Here is a 15,304-nt window from a genome sequence, read left to right on the forward strand (position 1 = left end):
TCCATGAGTCGACGTCTACCGGTCACCGTGATCACCGGTTTCCTTGGTGCCGGTAAAACAACCGTTCTGCGCCATCTGCTCACGCGCAGTGGTCAGCGTCTGGCCGTGATGGTCAATGAATTCGGCAGTGTCGGACTGGATGGGGATCTGATTCGCAGTTGCGGTTTCTGCCCCGACGATGAGGTAGACGGCCGTCTCGTGGAGCTCAACAACGGCTGCCTGTGTTGCACGGTGCAGGACGACTTCCTTCCGACGATGGAACAGCTGCTGGAGCGGGCGGATCAGCTGGATGGAATCGTTGTGGAGACCAGTGGTCTGGCGTTGCCGCGTCCGTTGCTGCAGGCCCTGGACTGGCCGGCCATTCGCAGCCGTGTGCACGTGAACGGTGTAGTGACTCTGGTGGACGGTGAAGCCCTGGCCACAGGTAGCCCCGTTGCGGATCGGGAGGCACTGGAGCAGCAGCGTCGGGATGATCCCAGCCTTGATCACATCACTGCGATCGATGAGTTGTTCCGTGATCAGCTTCAGGCCGCGGATCTCGTTCTGCTCAGCCGTGCCGATCGGCTGTCGCCATCGCAGCTGGATGCGCTGCAAACCAACCTGAAAGAAAAGACCAGGCCGGGCACGGCACTACTCCCAGTGGCCCATGGCGCCGTGGACACCTCGGTGGTGCTCGGTTTGGAGCATCACGCCGGCGAGCCAACCGACCATCACAACCACGACGACCACCACCACTACGACCACGACCATCACGGCCATGACCATGACCACGATCATCACGATCACAGCCATGTCGCGATGGTGAGTGGCGGTCTTCGTCTGGAGGGGGAATTTGATCGGGCTGCTCTCGAACAACTGCTGCCCCGAGTGGTGAGTGAGTTTCAGGTGCTGCGGCTGAAAGGACGCGTCTGGCTGCCGGGCAAGACCCTGCCTTTGCAGCTGCAGATGGTGGGCCCACGGCTCAACAGCTGGTTCGAGGCTGCTCCGACTGCAGCTTGGCGACCCGGCAGTGGAGCGGGCGTGGATCTGGTGGTGCTGTCTCTGCAGGAGTCAGCCACCGCAACGATCGAGCAGGCGCTTCAGACGCTGCAGGCCACCCCGGCCACCGCCAGCACCGCAGCCAGGACCCCACGGGGCTGAATTGGATCCCCTTCGAATCGGCCTGCGATTAGTGCCATCACTGGCGCCGTGCTCATCAGCGTGACGCCAGGGCCGACGGGCATGGTTTGAAATACCAATTGCTGCAGGGCGATGCCCAGATTGGTGCCCAGGCCGGTGGCCAGCACAATCCGCAGCGTTAGACCGGATCGAATGCTGAGGTGCGACCCTCTGGCACGAACGAGTGGCAACAGAGCCAGCCAACCCCCCAGCAGCCTGACCGCAGCGGTCTGGAGCGGCGTCAGGTCGCTGCTGATCAGCACCTGTCTCGCCAGAAAGGCGCCACTCAGGCCGCAGAGCACCGCCATCAGACCCAAGGCAAGGCCCTGACGATCCCTGTGCAGCGGCACGTCGCTGTCCGCCACAAGCACCACGGCTCCCGCCACCAACAGAGCACCCACCCAGGCCCTTGCGCCGAGTCGCTCCCCCATCAGCATCACGCTGCCGAGGCTGGCCAACACCGGACCCACCGCTTCCAGCGTGAGGGTTCGGCGGGTACCCAGCCTTCGCAGGGCGGCGAGATAGAAGCTGTCACCGGCGGCGATGCCCACGCCGCCGCTGAGCAACAACATGGCGATGGCTGCAGCGTTGTCCTGCCATGGCAGCAGCGCCAGCACAGGCAGGAACAACAGAGTCGCCAGTCCGTTTTTCAGGGCATTGAGCTGCAGGGCGGAACCCTGATCCGACAACGACCGCCACATGCCGCTGGCGGTTGTCCAGGCCAGGGCTGCAGCGAGTGCAGCCATCACGCCGATCATTGGCATCTAAACAACAAGCTGTTCACTCACCTGCCAGAGCCGCGCTGCCTTGGCCTCATCGGCGGCTTCTGCCGAGGTTTCGGCGCGTTCGAACCGATGACGCCCAGGAGCAAGCAGCGTGTTGCTCCAGTAGCTGAATCCCGATGGCATGGCGGGATCCAGCACCAACCGCTCCAACAGTTCAGCTGCCCGCTGGGGATGTTCGGTGAGTCGTAACAGATCACGTGCCACGAAGCCAAACAACGCCTGGCCCAGGGGGTTGGCCTCGCGGCTGTTGCGGAAGAAACCATCACGACCCCGCGGAATCACCAGGCCGGGACTCCAGCAGATCACGGGCAACTGCGGATGCCGCTCTGCCAGATGCCTGCCCATCAACAGGTTGCAGAGCTTGCTGTCCTTGTAGGCCTTGTCCGCATCAAAGGGCCGTTCACCGTTCACCATCTCTGAATGCTTCTTCAGTCCGGAGAGATCGCCGAGGCCGGCGGGGCGTCCCACCCGTCCGCCGCCACTGGCCGGGTTGTGCACCTCCGACGCTGTGATGACCAGCCTTGGAGCATGGGATCGCAGCAGCAGTGGCAGCAGATCCATCACCAGCCGCTGATGCGCCAGATGGTTGACGGCGATGGTGAGTTCCAGACCCTGGGCACTCCAGCGCACCTGCCGATGGCCGGCGTATTGCAAACCGGCGTTGAGCAGCAGGCCATCCAGGGCTTCATCCTTTTCAAGAAGCGCATGTCCGATGGCTTGAACCTGATCAAGGTCGGCCAGATCCGCCAGCAGCACGCGGCTTTCTCCCGTCAGCCAGCCGAGGGTCTGATCAGCTCGCTGCTGACTGCGGCAGATCACGGTGAGCCGGTGCCCCTGCTGTTGCAGCCGTTCGGCGGCGAGACGGCCGATACCGCTGCTGGCTCCGGTGATCAGCCAGTGCTGTAGATCAGCCATTGGTGTGGATCTTGAAGACGTACAGCCTCCCGTCCCGCTCGCTCACCACGTACAGGCGATTGCGGGCAGGGTCGATCGCCACACCTTCCGACTTGCGGATCCGTTTGGGCTTGTTGTCGGCTTCGATCACCAGATCGAGGCGCTGCAGCACCTGATCCTGTTCCCAGTCGTAGTGGTTCAGGCACTGTCCTTTGTCACTGGTGATCCAGATCGTGTTGCGTTCGGCGTCGTAGCTGAGGCCTGAGAAATCGAGGTTGTCCGGACCCACGGTTGGGTGCACAAAGCCATTGGTGGCGTTGAGCAGTCGGGCCTGGAGGATGCTGTTGCCTTCCGCATCAAGCTCGATCAGCAGCCCTGGGCGCCCTTCCTTCACCACAAACAGATGCCCTGTGCGGGTGTTCACGGTGATCCCTTCCAGCCCTTTGTTGTCCGGTGGATCGGGGAAGAAGCGCTGAATGCTCTCGTAGTTGGTCATGGCCGCCAAGGGACGACGGCTGAGTTCGCGCCGTGTGGCGATGTCGATGGTGATCAGCGCGTTGGTCTCTTCCTGAACGGCATGGAGTCGGCTGCCATCGCCATTGATGGCAATCCCTTCCAGATCGTCGATGCCGATGAAAAAGGACTCGGTGATAGACAGGCGACCCTTCAGATCCAGACGGAACACCGCCTTGGTGTCATCACTGACGGTGTAAAGGGCGCTGCCGTCGTGGTTCAGGGTCAGGCCGGAGGGTTCGTTCAGTCCAGCCGCCTTGTCGAGAATTCGGTGTTCGCTGATCAGGCTGAGGCTGAGTGTGGCGTCGGTCATGGCAGTGCCCTCGCTGGTCCAAGGATTTCAGGGCGTGGGCTCTGGTGGGGTCTGCTGGAGCACCAGGGTCGAGAATGAAAGGCTTCTGGCACGGGCAAGCGATGCGACGCCTCGCGGTCTACTGCGGATCCAGATCTGGCCACGCGCCGGAGCATGGTCAGGTCGCCACGGCATTGGGCCGCGCCATGGCCCGTCGCGGTGTGGGGTTGGTGTATGGCGCCGCCCAGATTGGTCTGATGGGCACGATCGCCGATGCAGTGCTGGCTGCTGATGGGGAGGTGATCGGCGTGATCCCCGAAGCGTTGATGGATGCCGAGGTTGCTCACCATCAGCTCACGCGCCTGGAGGTCGTTGCCGACATGCATGTCCGCAAGGCGCGCATGATCGAATTGGCAGATGCCACGGTCGCGCTGCCGGGGGGGCTTGGAACCCTGGAGGAGTTGTTTGAAGCACTCACCTGGTTGCAGCTGCGCTTTCACGGCAAACCCTGTGCCTTGCTCAATGTGTCCGGCTACTACGACCATCTTCTCCAGTTCCTGGATGGAGCGGTGGCCGATGGTTTCGTGGCTGAGGAGCACCGCGGGCTGCTGAAGGTGCATCAGGACCCGGAGCGGCTCCTGGATGAGCTGTTGCAACACCCCTGATGTCACGCACGGTTCTGATCACCGGTGCCAGCCGCGGTATCGGCCGGTCGGTGGCCGAGCATTTTCTGGCAGAGGGGCATCGTCTCTGCCTGGGTCTGAGGGATCCGGAAGCCGTGAAGGGAACACTGCTGGACAACGCTCATGTGCTGCCAGTCGCCTACGACGCCAGCCAACCTGAGCAGGCTGCGTCTTTGGTGGATGCTGCAAGTTCCTGGGCAGGGGGTGTGGACGCGCTGATCCATTGCGCGGGGATTCTGCATCGCACACCACTGTTGTTTGAGGACGGTCAGGACGCGGAGTTGGAGGAGCTGTGGCAGGTCAACGTGATGGTGCCCTGGTGGTTGACGCGAGCGGCCTGGCCGCATCTCCGCTCCTGTGGTAACGGCCGGATCCAGGTGATGGTTTCAATGAGCGGTAAACGGGTGAAAGGTCGGATGGCGGGGTACCCCTTGAGCAAGTTCGGCTTGATGGCGTTATGTCAGTCCATGCGGAATGAAGGCTTTGATCACGGCATCCGGGTGACGGCGATCTGCCCGAGCTGGGTGAACACCGCCATGGCCCTGTCGGTGAGCTCCGTACCTGCGCAATCCATGACGCAGCCAAGGGATCTCGCCTGCCTGATGGGACGTCTTCTGGAGCTCCCTGATGCAGCCGTGCCCTTTGAAATCGCGGTGAACTGTGCGCTTGAGACTTGATGGCGGGCTTTGGGTGGCTGTCCAGAACGGTCACCGGAGTTACCACTCGGGCAGAAGATTCTTCGGCCATGTGCCTGTTCGCTGCACTCGGATTGCTGGCGCCACGCTTGATCCTGGTGCTGATGTGGCTCTTCAACAGCAGCTTTGTGCTGCAACCGTTCGCGGGCATGGCGGTTCCGAATCCCGTGCTGCCCATCGCTGGTCTGCTGCTGCTGCCCACCACCACCCATGGTTTCTGCTGGGCCACGTCCGCCTTCGGTGGCGTGTCGTCCTTCAGCGGAATGCTGGTGGTGGCCATCGGTGTGATCATTGATCTCGGCCTGATCGGCAATGGCCGCGGTTTGGCCAAGCGCTGATCCTGATCTGCCCTTGATGACTGAAACCTGCGGCATCTGCCACTTGCACCAGGATCCGCCGAGTCGCGAGCGGTATGAGATCAGCCGTACTGATCTGTGGGTGCTCCGCCACCATCCGGATCCAGCTCCTCTTCCGGGCTGGTTGCTGTTGGACAGTCTTCGCCATTGCGGTGGGCCGTTGGCCTTCGAACCCCGAGAGGCTGAATCATGGGGGCTAGCCGTGCGCGATGCCAGTCAGATGGTGCAGCAGATCACCGGCTGTGATCGCGTCTATGCCATCGCCTTTGGTGAGGGTGCTCCCCATCTGCACCTCCACCTGATCCCACGATTCGCCGATGATCCAGCCACTAGCGCCTGGTTGGTGGCAGATCATTACCGGGCAGTGCAGGCCTGCCAGCGAGAAGCATCTCCTGCAGCTCAGGTGCAGGAGATGGTGGAACTGGCTCGTTGCATCAGCGGATCACGATCCATCTGCTGATTTGACCTGGCGGCTACCCACGCTGAAAGCGTTTGCGGGTGTTTTTGGAAACACGAAGGCTGCGCAATCGTCCTAGCGGCCAACCCAACTGGTGGAGATGGGCCAGCGTGGAGGTTTCGGCATCGAAGCAGCCCTCGCAGTAACTGCTCTGAATGCCGATTTCCTTGAGGGTGAGCAGCAGCAGGCGCTCCTCCCGGCGGGTGCCGCGCCGGGCTTCCATCAGCTCAAAGCCCCGTTGCTGATGCTCGGTTGTGGAGGCTGAGAGGGTTTCGGTGTAGCCGATCAGAAGGGTCTGATCGATGGCTCGATAAGCGGTGTAAACGACGCCTTCCGGGTTGGCTTCCAGGGTCTGAACCCGTTCGCTCAGGGCGATCACGGCTTCCATGGTCGGGGCCTGCAGGGCCTTTTCAAACAGCTCGATGGAGCTTGTCATGGTCAAAGACCTCCAATGGCCAGTCGTTCGTCGCAGGCTCCCTCGTAAGCACGAATCGCTGCCGAAGGGATGGAGCCGTTGCTCTTCAGCTGCCGGATCGAAAGCTCCACGCATTGCAACACGACGCTGGTAAGTTCCCGGCCCTCGCACAGTGCCCAACTGCGCAGCAACACATGCAGGCTTGGCGGCACGGAGACCGTGAGCTTCACCTGGTTTTCCCGCGTCGCCGCTTTGATCATGGCCAGGGCCTGTCGAGCAGCTCAAGAGTAGCCTTGAAGGAACTCTAGGGCAACTACAGGGTTGCTGTGCAGTGCATTTGCTGTTGCTAAACGGTTGCAACGGGGCGTCTCTCCGATTGCTCTGATCGATTGCTCCCCATCCTTTTCGCTGTGAAGACGCATCACAGATTGTTGATCGGCCCTATTGGTTCAGACATTGTGATCAGGATTACATGGGCCCTATGAACACACCGACCGGGACGTGGAGTAACAACCAACCTCCAGCCACATTCGAAAAGCTTTGGCGTGGACTAATTCTTGTTGGTGCGATTCACCTCGGCGGCATGCTTGTCAACGTTGTGTTTCAGATGCTTGGAAACCACAGCCTGGATGGCATTCCCGCCAAGTTCTTAGGCCTGTAATTGAGCAGAATTTATTTTAAGTATGACGATCACAGGTGTTCCCAGCACAGGATCACCTTTGATTTCTTGAACTCATCCGTAGCGATCATGACATTTTCGCAAACAACTTTTTGTGGTAATCAACGACGTCCTGGCAGCCGATCACCGGCGTGAATTCCATCTCAATTCCAAACTGAGCACGCCAGGGCGCAAAGTGCTCAAAGATCTGCGCGTCGCTCTCAGCTTTAAACAGTAAGGTCACACGACCGGCGCCGGGAGCATGGACGCGAAAGAGCATTTCAAATCCGTCAGCGTTATCGGCTTGAGCCATTTCGCCTGAGTCCCAGAGCTCACAGAAACTTTTGTAGGCAGCCAATTGGCTTTCAATATCAGGAAAGATGCAGTCTGCTAGGTACATTTGCATTGTCGGGGTGAGCGAGGGTCAATCAAGTGCTATCAACGCTTGTGTTTCTTGTCCTCTTCTGCATCCTTTCGGGCGTTGTACGATTATTTCTCGATGACCATCCGATCAGAGTTGTGCCTGAGCTCTGCGGATCCCTCTGTCTGATGAATGACAGAGTGACTGAGTTGTTGTGGGAATCATTGTGAGTTGTTTTTTTGAAAGACGGATTGGACTTGGATTTGACGGCTCCACGTCTCTATTGATGCTCTTGTTAAAAATAGATTGATCGGGTGCGTTGCCAGCAGTGCTCCCTCAGTCGGACGAATTTCCAGCCAGAATTGATGCAACAATCTTCTTCTCGCATGCGGTTGTTGCTAGTCGCGGTGATGTCCATAACAGCCCTTGCTGTTGTGCTGATTGCTAGGGCCAGTGGTTCCCAGGACTACACAACGCATATTGGACTGCGGGTGCCACCTTCTGAAGCGCGCTGCGTCAAGACAGGCGAGCTCAGCACTGACGACGACAAACGGCTGAGTATTTTCCAGTGCCCTGTTTGATCAGGAGTCTTGAGCCAGCTGAAGGCAAGGTGAGGAACAGGGTTTGCACGAGCCAGCATTGAGACGTTTGAACAACTAGGCTTACTGCTTTGTTGGTGAGCAATGATTCCAGAGCCGCACGAGCTTTTCGATATCGACAAGGGTGCCGACAAGTTGTTCTTCATTGGTACCACCTGGATCGTATTGTTTCTATTTTTGCTCTAAAAGGCATAGTCCACTATCACTCATGGTGTTTGAAAATAGTCCGCTAGGGAAAGGTTTACGCAGAGAAAGATTCTCCTCTTGCAAGCTTTTGTATCGAGTTAATGTCGCTTGATCCGCTATAGGCCTTAGTGAACCATGTGCAGATCTTGCTGATAACCGCTGTTCTACCAGGCAGCTTGGAAAATTGGAAAAATTGCGTCAAATCTACCAAGTAGTACGTAAAATTCAGATACGATATCGAAATTACTCGATTTGAAGTCGTTTTCTTGATGTATTAGTTTTGTTTTATCGCATGACATTTTCACAAGAACCTGTTGGTGCTGCAAATTACTCAAGCTTAAACATCATCGACCTCAATAAATAAGCTGTGCCCGTAATTAGTCAGATTCAGTTAATCACTTCCAGGGCGTTGGCAGTGGGTTTGTCTATTGCTCATTTGTATTGAGAGGCTCATAACTTCTGATAAACTCACCATTGCTGTTTTTAATTTTGCCTGCATCCCACGACTGAGGGATTGATTTGGATAGGGGTCTCCCTCAAATGGGTGAACTCGTCATGCAGCCAAAGCAAAACAGGACAGATTCAGCGGTCAATGCACAAACAATGATGTGGAGCCGCCGATTAAGACTCGATCAACTAAAAATTGATAGGTCCTGCCGCCAACTGGACAGGCTTCATTCTGTTTTAACGGAGAGGGTGGGATTCGAACCCACGGTACCCGTGAAGACACGCTGGTTTTCAAGACCAGACTTTTTCATCACTAAACCATTGTAAATACTGGATTCTTGCGTGCCCTAAATCGTGAGTGCTCTAAAACGTGCCCTAAATCCAGCTGGAGCTTTTCTCGAAGGTTGCACGGAGCCGCCAGCCGTACTAGTACTGGTGTATTGGGAAGAGGAATGTGTCGGTTGATCATGCGAGCGCCGTTGCAGCGCCAAAGTCGGATCCCGTCTTTCTGCACGTCAAAGCAGGCATGACCGTGATCGTCACTGACACGGATGGGGCCTGGCGGATGGCTGATGTGATTTGGGTCGATGGCGGTGCCAGGAACCCAAAGGTTCCAACGTTGTTTCAGGTGGCTGACGTCGATACAGGCGTCATCAACTGGATCAACGCTGACTTAGTGACTCACATCGTCCCCAGGGTCTGATTTGAGTGGATAGGGTCCACGGACTCTTAAGTCCACTTCTCATGAACCGGTCCCCAAATTTCGCCTTCATTGGCGGCACCGTGATCATCGCGATCATGGTCATGACTGCCTTCGCCAATTTGGCTAACGCTGGCGGCTGCTCTTACAGCAAGTCAGCCGAAGCAACCCCCGAGCAGGTTGAGCAGAAAAAGAGCGAGGAGCCTGGGGTAGAGGCTTGATCGCTTAGGACAAGCCACAAGCTGTCCTCGCCTAACTGGCACAGTGACAGTTGGAACGCTTATGATCCGAAAGTGAGGAAAAAATCTCACGGGTTGGAAACAAGGACACAACCCCGTGCGGTTTCGGGACCCCTGCCTTTGGCGGGGGTTTCTTTTTGTGTAGGGACGCCGTCGCCTGCCATCGCACACCTATTGTCAGCTTGTAGCAACAGCTACAAAACGTTCACCCCTCTTTCGGGGGGCGCAGACACTCCAAGCCACGGAACGGGGACTTGGAATTATCTGAGGAACTATCCGATGACTGCTCTTCTTTACAGAGGCCGTCCTTACACGACTCCACAAGCCTCACCCAAATCTTGCGTTGAGCTGACCTATCGCCGCGGTCACTACAACACCTGCCGCGAAGAAGTGGCTCGCAACGTTCATCAGAGCTTGACTTATAGAGGCGCCACCTACAACAAGTAATCAAGGCACCGTAAGGACATGGCCCCTGCTACGGCGGGGGTTTCTTTTTGACATCCGTTGCCCACAGGGTTAGTGAATCAAAATTTTGCCTGGGGCTCGCAAAAGCCGCTCATGGCACCATCCCTAGTGCTCTAGGGCACAAAAAAACCCGGTGTGACTTGCACAACGGGCTGGGTGATGGGGGAAATCTAAATATGGCTTAGCCGCCAAGTACTGACCAGTCCCACATATGGTGTCACCCATTACTGGTCAGAACTTCGATACACAATTAAGGAGTTCCACGGGGCACAAATGATGTGGCACAAATGAGTCCAATGCGGCTAGTTTTGTCGGGTCCGGCCGGGTGATGGGGATCAGCCGAAAGGATTGAAGGCCTCGGGGATCTCTCCGGGGTTTCTTTTTGGCCGCCTCAGTCGCCGCTCTGTCCTGGTTCGGAAGTGCTGACCGTAGGTATTTGTACTGCTAGCCATAAGCCCGCGAGTGCTTATGTTTCGACCAATCAGCTGCTTGTAGGCCCCCTTTCGACGGCTCTTGGCCTTGCGCCTGTCGCCTTGGAAACGCCGATCCATGACTGACCGCACTCTCAGCATCGCCACTGCACTGCGTGAAGCACAGCTGCAGTATCTTGAGGCTTCTCTTGCATCAAAGTCAGATTCCAAGCCTCAGCCCCTGGCTCAAGCTCCCAAAGACAATGACGAACTAGACGCGACTGGTCGTTAACGGTTGCTCTTCAGTCTTGATCAGCACGTCATTTTGAGACAACCCGGCTCCTCGAGATTGTCTCTGGTGGCTTTTGTTGGGGCGATTGTCTCAATAGCCCTGGGCGTCTTGCTCGCCTGGTTCACTTCCAGAATGACTGTCTGGTTTTTCAGTCCTGACCGGTATCGGCGTTAGGGCTTTTCAGAAATTTGAATCCTCATCACTCATATCTGCAACGCCATCGGGCACTACATGTCGATCGCTCTGCCCAACTCCAGTGGGTATCCCAAGGCAGCCCCTTCTATTTGTTGGGCTGACTCACAGCCGTTGACCAAATCAATGATGTGGGACCACGGAACCGCGAGGAAAACGATGTTTGCCCCGAGCGATGCGATTACGTATAACAAAGCTCGCAACGGCACATACCTTTGAGTCAAATACTCCATGTGTTTTAAGACATCTAAAGATCGCAGAAAGCTCTCCCTGGTAATCGCTCGTGCCAAGGAGGCTTTATCTGCCAGCTGCCGGGTCGCTCTCCCGGTGCTGCCTGGACAGTTACGCGTTCAAGCGTTGTCTGCATGGACCCCAAATATGGGGGCAAGCGAGGGAGATGGCAGTGTCTTTTTCTACAGGTTTTAGTTTCCGGAAAATCATCCGTGAAACTCTATTCAATGGTATCACGGACTACTGACGAGACGCCCTCCCTGCTCCCACCTGGAACCGTTTAGCACTGGTTTCAGCCGTCGATCACATTGGGCGCCCCACCTCGATCTGTTGTTGGGGGTGACCTAATTGATCAGCTTTTCGTCGATACCGTGTTCGCGAGCGCATTCGACTTTGTCGCTCGTATCACTCACGCACTGCCCATAATCCTTCCATTGCTCTTGGCTTGGTCCGCAAGATGCCAAGAAAATGCCGGTTGCAGTTCCTACAGCTACTAAAAGACGACGCTTAGAGGTAATGGTGGTACTCATCGTGTCGGGACCTCGGTCGACCTCAGTTGTATTGATCTGACGTTATCGAGAACAAAACTTCTATCAACATGTCTGTGGTCTTAAACGTCGATCATGATTGACGTTCCAGATTTAGCAGCCTGCGCCTTGCTTGAGCGTCCTCTTGCTTAGCCTCTTCTGCCTCGGCGCGTAGAAAACGCTTCCTTTGAGCGGATTCATAGCCACTCATGTCTGGCTGCTTCTCCTCGGCTTGTTTGGGCTTTGGCTTGGGAACTGGCTCGGGCTTATCCAAACCCATCAAAAGTGGGTGGATTCCTCTACGACTCATTTGTTTGATTTGCTACGTGGTTGTCGCGACGTGATCTTCCTGACCCAATCGGACCAGTAGATCATGTTGAATCCAAATTTGATTCGTGGTGTTGATGAAGACATTTGAAGACAACTGTCGACAGCTTTGCGTTTGGGGCTCGGTTGATGGCTTCGCTCTGCTCTCTCTGGTACTGGTCCACCACTGTTTTTGGAGGATCTTGAACGCTTCGGATGTATCCGAGAGGCGTCTGACCCTTCCCGCGGTCTTCTAGGTTGAGTGGGATAAGACTCTCCGCTAGCCGTAGCCACTACTGTCTTGATCGACCTGGCGACCTAAGTCAAAACCCTCTAAAAAACCTATACAGGTTCGGTGTAGCAATAGCTCTTCCCAAGTGGGACACCATGACTGACGAGAGTCAGGCAATGGTCAAGAAGGTCGGCCTCATCGGTGGTGGAGGCCTCCTCCTGCTTGCCTTCAGCAAGATGCTTTTACCGCTGGCCCTGCTCGGCGGAGGTAGCTACGTCGCCTGGCGTTCCCTCAACAATAAGTAGGGGGCATGGAAGACAGCACCAATAAGGCCAGACGAAGACTCTTCATCTGGGCCATCAGCATCAATGTCGTCGCTTGGGGCGGCTACTTGTTTTTGACCAAGGTCATGGGATTTGACTACGAGCTGATGAGACAGGCCAGGCTGGACGGCTAAGGATTAGAACACGTCGGGCCTGACGCTGATTACCTTTTAGGGTCTTTGAGTAGGGATCAGCAGCTGCCAGCCCTTCCCCTTTGCTGGGGGTTGATTTCGTAAACACCCTGATGTGCCCGAATCATCGACCGATTGCTTAGAAGGCAGTTGCTCTGTCAGTGGTGCCATTGCTTTTGAGGTGTTTTTTCGTGCTTGCACGGAAGATTGATCTCATCCCTGCCCGTAGTTCTCGGTAGTTGCACAAAGCCACCTTCCTGTACTAGTACTTGCGTACTAGCGGCCATGGCGATGGAGGAGTGGGATTTTGTTGACGATCGCGACCTGCAGGGCTGGAAGGGTGGTGTCGTTTGCATTACATGCCAGCACTTCGCCTATGGCGTGGATCGTCACTGCCACACGTTGCTGGCCTGCAACCTCAGGCGACGCCAGCTGGCGCAAGATGATCACCTAAAAAAGCGCTGCAAGCTTTGGGCTCCTACGTCTTGAGATCAATCTTTTGTGTCCGTGAGAGTGGCGCAGTTTGGTAGGGCGCTTGCTTTGGGAGTAAGCCGTGAAACCAGCCAAAGCCCCTCTGGCACCTTGAAAATCTTCTTCCCAGTTATTGAGACTGGAGACACTTGGAGACAAACCTCTCCGAGGCAAGAAAATTGCTTGCCTATGAAGCAAGCGCGCTCTTCGGGACAGGCGGCAAAGCGTCTACTCGAAACTGGCACAGTGCCAGTTGGTAGAAGTAGGTTATGGAAGTGAGGAAAAATCTAACGGGTTGGAAACAAGGACACAACCCCGTGAGGTTTCGGAGCCCCTGCCTTTGGCGGGGGTTTCTTTTTGAACTCAGTTATCCACAAGGTCAGTGGATCCAAACCTTGCCTGGGGCTCGCAAAAGCCGCTCATGGCACCATCCCTAGTGCTTTAGGGCACAAAAAAACCCGGTGTGACTCGCACAACGGGCTGGGTGATGGGGGAAACCTAAATATGGCTTAGCCGCCAAGTACTGACCAGCCCCACATATGGTGCCACCTATTACTGGTCAGAGCTTCAATACACAATTAAGGAGTTCCACAGGGCACAAATGATGTGGCACAAATGAGTCCAATGCGGCTAGTTTTGTCGGGTCCGGCCGGGTGATGGGGATCAGCCGAAAGGATTGATGACCTCGGGGATCACTCCGGGGTTTCTTTTTGGCCGCCTCAGTCGCCGATGTCGTTCCAGGCAGCCCCTTCTACAGGCAGTGCTTACAAGCCAGCTACCTGATCAAGGAAAGGACTGCAGAGACCGCGAGAAGAGCTTGCTCTTCCCGAGCGATGCGGTGTCTGCACACACAAGCTCCTCCTGATACGGAGCCATGCGTCGTATGCACTGACTCTTTTCAGCATTCCGTTGCACAGAACGGTGTCCCCCGCGATCGCTCACGCGGGAGACAGGGGGTTCTGCCAGCTCTCAGATCGCTCTACTGAGGCCGTCGCGTGTGGAAGAACTCCCCATGTCCGCGCCCAACAAATATGGGGTCAAGCAGCGTGTTCGGCAACACGTCTTTTGGTCATTTTTTGATTCCAGAAAATTTTCCGTGAAGGCCTGTGAATCTGGTAATCGGCAACACCGACAGCAGGACGCTCATCCTCCAAATCACACTTCACGACTGACTTCTCATAAGGTCGGATGATGTGGGTCATCAGCTATGGCCAACCGTTAGACGTCGATCACGTCGGTCGTTCAGCCAGCCTCCCTGACCTCGTCATCATCTGCCTCGGCACGAAGGAAACGCTTGCGTTGGGCTGACTCATAACCAGTCAGCTCGGTTTCCTTTTTCTCGGTTTTGCGAGCAGGCTTATCAAGCCCCATCAGGAGGGGGTGGATTCCTCTTCGGCTCATTGGTCTGGACCTTTATTTGGATCTCGCGTCGTGGTCTCTCGGCCCATTCGCGTGTGGCACTCTCGCGAAAAAACGTCCATACCGCGATCGGCGACACAAAACGATCAAACGTCGATCACGTTGGGCGTTCCACCGAAGGCTCTGAGGCCAGCTGGCCCAGGGCGACCACCTCAAGAGGAGATGCAAGCTCTGGGCACCAACGTGGCGTGCTGAAGCTATCTAGTCAGTCAGGCCTGAGCTTCCAGCAGCTCAAGCTCGATTTCACGTCCTTTCAGCCGGTTGAGCATGTCTTGGCTGTGATCAATGGGCGTTCCGTAGTACTCGAACTCCATCTGGTACTGCGGCAGGACGGAGCGCAGTCCACGGCGTTTCTGCCGAGCCAGATAACGATGAAAGCGGTTGTATGACCTTGATCGACTCATGGCACCTCCTTCAGTTGTAAGTCAGTTGTAAAGCTCCTTTAGGGGTGTGGACTGTGTTGGAACGAACCATCTGGAAAACTTCAGCACGAAGAAAAACCGCTGAACGCTTTGGTCTCCTACGTCCCAGTCGGCCATGGGTTGGGCTCCTGAGGCTGGTTGAGCCGCAACCGCTCTCCCAAAACGGGATTTCCCGTAGTGGAACTATGCAGAAATGCATAGTTCAGCCGTTCCTGTTCTTGGCGGATGTAGCGCTTGCGTTGGGCTGAGCAGAGCGCATCGGCCTCCTCAAGGTCGACGTGCCAACCAGCGGCTAGTCGATGGTCGGCTTCTTCATGCGTCATGAACCTCCACCGGCATCGGCACTCGGCCCTGCTGACCGTTGATGGCCTCTTGCTTCGACTGCAGCAGCTGCTCAGCTAGTTGCTCTGGTGTTGGCGTATTGGCAGCACGCTCAGCAGCTTCA

21 protein-coding genes are annotated in these 15,304 nt (G+C 56.4%); 11 read left to right on the forward strand and 10 right to left on the reverse strand.

Translation table 11 applies throughout. From position 1 onward, the window contains the following. The first annotated feature begins 3 nt into the window (after positions 1-3). On the forward strand, positions 4-1,140 hold the full coding sequence (gene cobW / locus TX72_RS05645; RefSeq protein WP_011127992.1) for a cobalamin biosynthesis protein CobW: 1,137 nt from the start codon (positions 4-6) through the stop codon (positions 1,138-1,140). On the opposite strand, the gene TX72_RS05650 is transcribed toward cobW, so the two are convergent. The 3 genes from TX72_RS05650 to TX72_RS05660 are packed head-to-tail and all read right to left on the reverse strand — an operon-like array spanning position 1,080 to position 3,663. Further along, positions 1,080-1,904 carry a DMT family transporter gene (locus TX72_RS05650; RefSeq protein ID WP_263969722.1) on the reverse strand — a complete coding sequence of 275 codons (825 nt, stop codon included), beginning with the start codon at positions 1,902-1,904 and terminating at the stop codon, positions 1,080-1,082. The genes cobW and TX72_RS05650 overlap by 61 nt on opposite strands. 18 nt (positions 1,905-1,922) lie before the next feature. Further along, the gene (locus tag TX72_RS05655; RefSeq protein WP_011127994.1) at positions 1,923-2,858 is read right to left on the reverse strand and encodes an SDR family NAD(P)-dependent oxidoreductase; all 936 of its coding nucleotides are present in this window, start codon (positions 2,856-2,858) and stop codon (positions 1,923-1,925) included. Further along, entirely contained in the window at positions 2,851-3,663 is an 813-nt protein-coding gene (locus TX72_RS05660) for an SdiA-regulated domain-containing protein (protein ID WP_011127995.1), read from the reverse strand. The genes TX72_RS05655 and TX72_RS05660 overlap by 8 nt, the downstream gene beginning before the upstream one ends. Before the next feature lie 74 nt (positions 3,664-3,737). Here TX72_RS05660 and TX72_RS05665 point away from each other — a divergent pair, with 74 nt between their 5' ends. From TX72_RS05665 to TX72_RS05680, 4 genes are all read left to right on the forward strand, one after another. Beyond that, entirely contained in the window at positions 3,738-4,307 is a 570-nt protein-coding gene (locus tag TX72_RS05665; protein WP_011127996.1) for an LOG family protein, read from the forward strand. Further along, complete coding sequence (locus TX72_RS05670; protein ID WP_011127997.1) at positions 4,307-5,002, forward strand: SDR family NAD(P)-dependent oxidoreductase; 696 nt, start codon at positions 4,307-4,309, stop codon at positions 5,000-5,002. Before TX72_RS05665 ends, TX72_RS05670 begins: the two co-directional genes overlap by 1 nt. A gap of 68 nt (positions 5,003-5,070) precedes the next feature. After that, positions 5,071-5,358 carry a hypothetical protein gene (locus TX72_RS05675; protein ID WP_042503416.1) on the forward strand — a complete coding sequence of 96 codons (288 nt, stop codon included), beginning with the start codon at positions 5,071-5,073 and terminating at the stop codon, positions 5,356-5,358. A gap of 16 nt (positions 5,359-5,374) precedes the next feature. Further along, positions 5,375-5,836 carry an HIT family protein gene (locus tag TX72_RS05680; RefSeq protein WP_042504285.1) on the forward strand — a complete coding sequence of 154 codons (462 nt, stop codon included), beginning with the start codon at positions 5,375-5,377 and terminating at the stop codon, positions 5,834-5,836. Positions 5,837-5,849: 13 nt separating this feature from the next. Here TX72_RS05680 and TX72_RS05685 read toward each other — a convergent pair whose 3' ends face one another. From TX72_RS05685 to TX72_RS05700, 3 genes are all read right to left on the reverse strand, one after another. After that, positions 5,850-6,269, reverse strand: a complete 420-nt coding sequence (locus tag TX72_RS05685) for a hypothetical protein (protein WP_011128000.1) — start codon at positions 6,267-6,269, stop codon at positions 5,850-5,852. Positions 6,270-6,271: 2 nt separating this feature from the next. Further along, on the reverse strand, positions 6,272-6,508 hold the full coding sequence (locus TX72_RS05690; RefSeq protein WP_011128001.1) for a hypothetical protein: 237 nt from the start codon (positions 6,506-6,508) through the stop codon (positions 6,272-6,274). Between the two features lie 486 nt (positions 6,509-6,994). Next, the gene (locus tag TX72_RS05700; RefSeq protein WP_011128002.1) at positions 6,995-7,312 is read right to left on the reverse strand and encodes a DUF3303 domain-containing protein; all 318 of its coding nucleotides are present in this window, start codon (positions 7,310-7,312) and stop codon (positions 6,995-6,997) included. Between the two features lie 341 nt (positions 7,313-7,653). Here TX72_RS05700 and TX72_RS13845 point away from each other — a divergent pair, with 341 nt between their 5' ends. From TX72_RS13845 to TX72_RS14390, 6 genes are all read left to right on the forward strand, one after another. After that, a complete protein-coding gene (locus TX72_RS13845; RefSeq protein WP_148228777.1) occupies positions 7,654-7,848 on the forward strand; it encodes a hypothetical protein in 195 nt (64 codons plus the stop codon). A gap of 1,105 nt (positions 7,849-8,953) precedes the next feature. Beyond that, positions 8,954-9,202, forward strand: coding sequence for a DUF3104 domain-containing protein (locus TX72_RS05705; RefSeq protein WP_011128003.1), 249 nt, complete (start codon positions 8,954-8,956; stop codon positions 9,200-9,202). A gap of 41 nt (positions 9,203-9,243) precedes the next feature. Beyond that, positions 9,244-9,420, forward strand: coding sequence for a hypothetical protein (locus tag TX72_RS14385; protein ID WP_173358488.1), 177 nt, complete (start codon positions 9,244-9,246; stop codon positions 9,418-9,420). Positions 9,421-9,717: 297 nt separating this feature from the next. Further along, entirely contained in the window at positions 9,718-9,885 is a 168-nt protein-coding gene (locus tag TX72_RS13165) for a DUF4278 domain-containing protein (RefSeq protein ID WP_071820839.1), read from the forward strand. Positions 9,886-12,248: 2,363 nt separating this feature from the next. After that, the gene (locus TX72_RS14310) at positions 12,249-12,398 is read left to right on the forward strand and encodes a hypothetical protein (protein WP_162467747.1); all 150 of its coding nucleotides are present in this window, start codon (positions 12,249-12,251) and stop codon (positions 12,396-12,398) included. 5 nt (positions 12,399-12,403) lie between these two features. After that, complete coding sequence (locus TX72_RS14390) at positions 12,404-12,550, forward strand: hypothetical protein (protein WP_173358489.1); 147 nt, start codon at positions 12,404-12,406, stop codon at positions 12,548-12,550. A gap of 273 nt (positions 12,551-12,823) precedes the next feature. On the opposite strand, the gene TX72_RS14980 is transcribed toward TX72_RS14390, so the two are convergent. The 4 genes from TX72_RS14980 to TX72_RS05730 form a co-directional block, all read right to left on the reverse strand. After that, positions 12,824-12,997, reverse strand: a complete 174-nt coding sequence (locus TX72_RS14980; RefSeq protein WP_158305727.1) for a hypothetical protein — start codon at positions 12,995-12,997, stop codon at positions 12,824-12,826. A 1,263-nt stretch (positions 12,998-14,260) separates the two neighbouring features. Continuing rightward, positions 14,261-14,389 (reverse strand): hypothetical protein, encoded by a 129-nt coding sequence (locus TX72_RS14840; protein ID WP_263969723.1) that lies wholly within the window; start codon positions 14,387-14,389, stop codon positions 14,261-14,263. Between the two features lie 257 nt (positions 14,390-14,646). Continuing rightward, on the reverse strand, positions 14,647-14,841 hold the full coding sequence (locus TX72_RS05725) for a hypothetical protein (RefSeq protein WP_011128006.1): 195 nt from the start codon (positions 14,839-14,841) through the stop codon (positions 14,647-14,649). 116 nt (positions 14,842-14,957) lie between these two features. Further along, a complete protein-coding gene (locus tag TX72_RS05730) occupies positions 14,958-15,182 on the reverse strand; it encodes a hypothetical protein (protein WP_042503429.1) in 225 nt (74 codons plus the stop codon). Positions 15,183-15,304: the final 122 nt, after the last annotated feature.

Source organism: Parasynechococcus marenigrum WH 8102 (assembly GCF_000195975.1).
Taxonomy (GTDB): domain Bacteria; phylum Cyanobacteriota; class Cyanobacteriia; order PCC-6307; family Cyanobiaceae; genus Parasynechococcus; species Parasynechococcus marisnigri.